Here is a 4,483-nt window from a genome sequence, read left to right as displayed (position 1 = left end):
GTTGACAACTCGCTTTTGTTTTATAAGGAGGAAAAAGATGAAAAAGAAAGTAATTGTTGTAGGCGCAGGTTTAGGTGGTCTGTCAGCTGCTATTCGTCTGTCAGCTGATGGATATGATGTAACAATCGTTGAAAAAAGCGAGCGAATTGGCGGTAAGTTAAATATTCGCAGCGGCAAAGGATTTTCTTTCGATACGGGACCTTCTATTTTAACAATGCCGTGGGTGCTAGAGCAACTGTTTGACAGTGCAGGCCGCAATATCCACGCCTACTTAACAATAGAACGAATTGAGCCTCAGTGGAGAACTTTTTTCCAAGATGGAACACAAATTGATTTGACCAGTGACCTTCCTCGCATGCTTCAGCAGCTTCAAGAACTTGCTCCAGAAGACATTGAAGGTTTTTTTGACTATTTATCTTATGCAAATAAAATGTATGAATCGAACTTAAAAAGTTTTTATAAAAAAAGTTTATCTGGACTTCACGATTTACGAACGATGCACACGGTAAAAGAACTGCTTCAAATGGATCCAATGAGGTCTATGGATGCTACTACACGCAAATATTTTTCAAACAAACATTTGCGTCAATTGTTTAATTTTTTAATTATGTACATCGGTTCTTCTCCTTATCATGCACCGGCTGTATTAACACAGCTTGCTCACGTTCAGCTAGGATTAGGTATTTATTACGTAAAAGGCGGAATGTATAAAATTGCTGAAGCGATGGATAAGCTCCTTCAAGAACTTAGCGTCACTGTGCATCTAAATACGCCGGTAAAAGAAATCACAACAAGCGGAGCAAAGGCAACTGGAATTACACTAGAAAATGGCGAGAATCTATCAGCAGATATTGTGGTATCTAATCTAGAAGCAATTCCAACTTACCGCTATTTATTAAAAAATCATGCGCAAGCAGCTAAGCAAACTCAGCAGCTTGCAAAATTTGAACCTACTGTTTCTGGCCTTGTTCTTTTATTAGGGGTTAACAAACAGTACAATCAGCTTCAACATCATAATTTCTTCTTCTCAAAGGATCAGAAAGAAGAGTTTGATACAATCTTTAACAAAGGTCAAGTAGCCATGGATCCGACAATTTACATTGGCGTATCGTCTAAATCAGACCCTACGCAAGCTCCTGAAGGAAAAGAAAACCTGTTCGTTCTTACTCATGTACCTCCTTTAAAAGAAGGCGACGACTGGGCTGCATTAAAAGACCGCTACCGTGATGTCGTATTGAAAAAGCTTGAGGCAATGGGATTAGAAGACTTACGTTCAAGCATTGAGTTTGAATATACGTTTACTCCTAACGATATCCAGGAGCTTTACGGTGCTAACGGCGGGTCCATTTATGGCGTAGCAACTGACCGTAAGAAAAATGGAGGTTTTAAAATTCCGGCAAGAAGTCAGCTTCTTTCTAACCTTTATTTTGTAGGCGGCTCTACACACCCTGGAGGCGGCGTGCCAATGGTGACATTATCTGGTCAGCTTACAGCGGACGCAATTAATGAAGATTTTCAGATTCCTCCTATGCAAAAAGATATTGGATAATGAAAAAGTGCAGGAAATTCCTGCACTTTTTTTAAAAGTTCATTTTTGACTGTCCACCGTCTACGTTTAACGTCKCACCAACTATCCATGAAGCTTTAGAAGATGCTAAAAAGGCAACGGCGTTTGCCACTTCTTCCGGCTCTCCAAAGCGCCCTGCTGGTATTTCGTTTTCAACAAATTGCTTAATCTTTTCCGGATTTTCATCCATTCTTTTTTTCCAATTACCCGTTTCATGCAAAATGCTTCCCGGCGCTACTCCATTTACACGAATTCCTTTAGAAATCATTTCATCTGCAAACGACTTTGTAAAGCTGATAAGTGCTGATTTTGCGTTATTGTACGTGACTTTCCCTCCACTTTCCCTTCCGAAAATAGACGTAACATTAACGATTGCCGCATCTTTTGTCATACGTGTCGCTGCTRGCTTGCTCAAGTGGACAGCTGAAAAGTAGTTAAGCTCCATTGCTTCTTTGAAAAGGGATAAATCTGTTTCCATCGCGGTGCTTCCATTACTTCCTCCAGCGTTATTAATTAAAATATCAATGCTTCCGAAGTCATTAATGAACTTCTCAATTAATGCAACTCTGTCTGATTCGTTTGTTAGGTCTGCTGTATATGTACGCACGTTTTCTAATTCTGACTGTGCATCCTGTAACGCTTCCTCTCCTCTTGCCGCAATTCCAACGTTTGCTCCTTCTTGAATAAACAAAGTAGCAATAGCCTTCCCAATTCCTTTTGACCCGCCGGTAATAAGTACATTTTTACTTTGCAACYGTAAATCCACACGTATCCCTCCACGTTAAATGATAATTACTATACTTTCTATCATAGCTCACTGCATGTCAAAATTAAAATCATATACTGTTTTACCTTTTTACTCCTTTTAAATCACCGCGTTTTATGGATACATTCTTTGAATTTATTGTCAGAACTCTTAGCAAAAACAAGCCACGGCGTGATATAATGCTTTTTGGTGTAAATGTTTTCAAATTGGGGGTTTTTTAATGCAACAAACGTTTTCAACGTCTCAAAAAGTTAAGCAGTTCGTTTTTATTTTATTTCCGATATTGGTCACCCAGTTTGGAATGTTTTCAATGACTTTTTTTGATACGATGATGTCAGGAAGGGTAAGTGCAGATGACTTGGCAGGGGTAGCAATTGGTTCAAGCTTATGGGTACCTGTTTTTACAGGGCTAAGCGGAATTTTAATGTCTATTACGCCAATTGTTGCACAGCTTGTCGGAGCTAATCAAAAGAAAAAAGTTCCGTTCTCCGTCATTCAAGGGCTTTATGTTTCCATTTTAATGGCCGTTGTTATTATTTTAATCGGCTTTTTTGTTGTTGATCCTATTTTAAAAGGGATGAATTTAGAAGCAAACGTAATGCGCATTGCCAAACAGTATTTAATTGCTTTATCTTTTGGTATTATTCCGCTTTTTATTTATACGGTTTTGCGAAACTTCATTGATGCTTTAGGGCAAACTCGTACGTCTATGCTTATCACCATTTTAGGGCTTCCCGTTAATGTAGCTTTAAACTATGTATTAATCTTCGGTAAGCTGGGCTTCCCCCACTTGGGTGGAGTAGGCTCTGGTTATGCAACTGCCGTTACGTATTGGTGCATACTCATTGTATCCATTGTAATTATTCATAAAAAAGAACCTTTTTCTAACTTCGATTTATTTAAAAAATTTCATCGTATCTCTTTTTCTACTTGGAAAGAAATATTAAAAATTGGTTTACCTATCGGTTTTTCGGTCTTTTTTGAAACAAGTATTTTTTCAGCCGTCACGCTGTTTATGAGCTCGTATAATACCATTACGATCGCTTCTCACCAAGCAGCTATTAATTTTGCCTCATTTCTCTATATGATTCCGCTGAGTATTTCTATGGCTTTAACGATTGTTGTGGGATTTGAAGCGGGTGCTAAGCGTCATCAAGATGCACGAAGCTATAGCAGGATCGGTGTAACTATCGCTGTTGGCATGGCTTTTGTTTGCGCAGGTCTTTTATTTACTCTTCGAGAATCAGTAGCTTCTTTGTATACAAAAGATGCAGAGGTACTCGCATTAACTTCTCATTTTTTGATTTATGCAATTTTCTTTCAGCTTTCTGATGCTCTTCAAGCTCCTATTCAAGGCGCTCTGCGAGGATATAAAGATGTAAATGTTACCTTTTTAATGTCCTTGGTATCTTATTGGTTAATTGGTCTACCTTTAGGCATTGTTTTAGCAAAATACACCGATTTGCAGGCGTTTGGCTATTGGATTGGACTAATTGCGGGGCTTGCTGCAGGCGCAACAGGACTTGCGTATCGTTTGATAAAAATACAAAAAAAACAGCTGCTAGAGGAGAATAAATCTTCTCGAACGGCTTAAACAAAAAAAGAACGTTCTCAAAAGAACGTTCTTTTTTTGTTTAAAGATGGATTGATACTCTTCCTTATACTAAGGCCTAAAATTTCTTATTTATTTAAGGTACGCTCTAACTCTTGTAAAAGCTGTTCCGCACCTTTTTTACTTAACACAACGTTTCCATTCCCAAAGGTTAAGTTTTCACGCGTAATTTCCCCAGTTACTAAGCAAGCACCATACGGGCTATACTTTTGTAAAATAATAATATCTTCATCAACATATATTTCTACTGGATCACCTGTGTTGATATTTAAAATGCGGCGCAATTCAATAGGAATTACTACGCGACCCAATTCATCTACTTTTCTTACAATTCCTGTAGACTTCATAAAATCCATTCCTTTCATARTAAACAAATAATATCTTCTCGATACAAATCTAGTCAAATTCGTCAGAGTTGCTAAAACCAAAATGCTTGAATGATGGTCTGATAACGGTTTATAAGTTCTTAAAATATGGCAAATAACGCATTAAATAGATTTATATACACTTTGTATCATATCAATTCGTACACTATTTA

The 4,483-nt window shown here is 37.8% G+C and carries 4 protein-coding genes; 2 read left to right on the top strand and 2 right to left on the bottom strand.

Annotated elements, in window-relative coordinates; translation table 11 throughout:
* The first annotated feature begins 37 nt into the window (after nt 1-37).
* Nucleotides 38-1,549, top strand: a complete 1,512-nt coding sequence (locus AC1DRF_RS17500; protein WP_477741265.1) for a phytoene desaturase family protein — start codon at nt 38-40, stop codon at nt 1,547-1,549.
* 31 nt (nt 1,550-1,580) lie between these two features.
* Here AC1DRF_RS17500 and AC1DRF_RS17495 read toward each other — a convergent pair whose 3' ends face one another.
* Nucleotides 1,581-2,333, bottom strand: a complete 753-nt coding sequence (locus AC1DRF_RS17495) for an SDR family NAD(P)-dependent oxidoreductase (protein WP_477741264.1) — start codon at nt 2,331-2,333, stop codon at nt 1,581-1,583.
* A gap of 220 nt (nt 2,334-2,553) precedes the next feature.
* Between AC1DRF_RS17495 and AC1DRF_RS17490 the strand changes: the two genes are divergently transcribed.
* Nucleotides 2,554-3,927, top strand: a complete 1,374-nt coding sequence (locus tag AC1DRF_RS17490) for an MATE family efflux transporter (protein ID WP_427076251.1) — start codon at nt 2,554-2,556, stop codon at nt 3,925-3,927.
* An 86-nt stretch (nt 3,928-4,013) separates the two neighbouring features.
* Here AC1DRF_RS17490 and AC1DRF_RS17485 read toward each other — a convergent pair whose 3' ends face one another.
* A complete protein-coding gene (locus AC1DRF_RS17485) occupies nt 4,014-4,292 on the bottom strand; it encodes an AbrB/MazE/SpoVT family DNA-binding domain-containing protein (RefSeq protein ID WP_025752053.1) in 279 nt (92 codons plus the stop codon).
* Nucleotides 4,293-4,483: the final 191 nt, after the last annotated feature.

It is taken from the genome of Priestia sp. P5_B4 (genome assembly GCF_056400385.1).
This window is presented reverse-complemented; position numbering and strand designations above follow the sequence as displayed.

What these genes read in the sequence shown, in the direction of transcription:
- AC1DRF_RS17500 (WP_477741265.1), top strand. Translation starts at nt 38, where the DNA reads ATGAAAAAGAAAGTAATTGTTGTAGGCGCAGGTTTAGGTGGTCTGTCA.
- AC1DRF_RS17490 (WP_427076251.1), top strand. Translation starts at nt 2,554, where the DNA reads ATGCAACAAACGTTTTCAACGTCTCAAAAAGTTAAGCAGTTCGTTTTT.
- AC1DRF_RS17485 (WP_025752053.1), bottom strand. Translation starts at nt 4,292, where the DNA reads ATGAAGTCTACAGGAATTGTAAGAAAAGTAGATGAATTGGGTCGCGTA.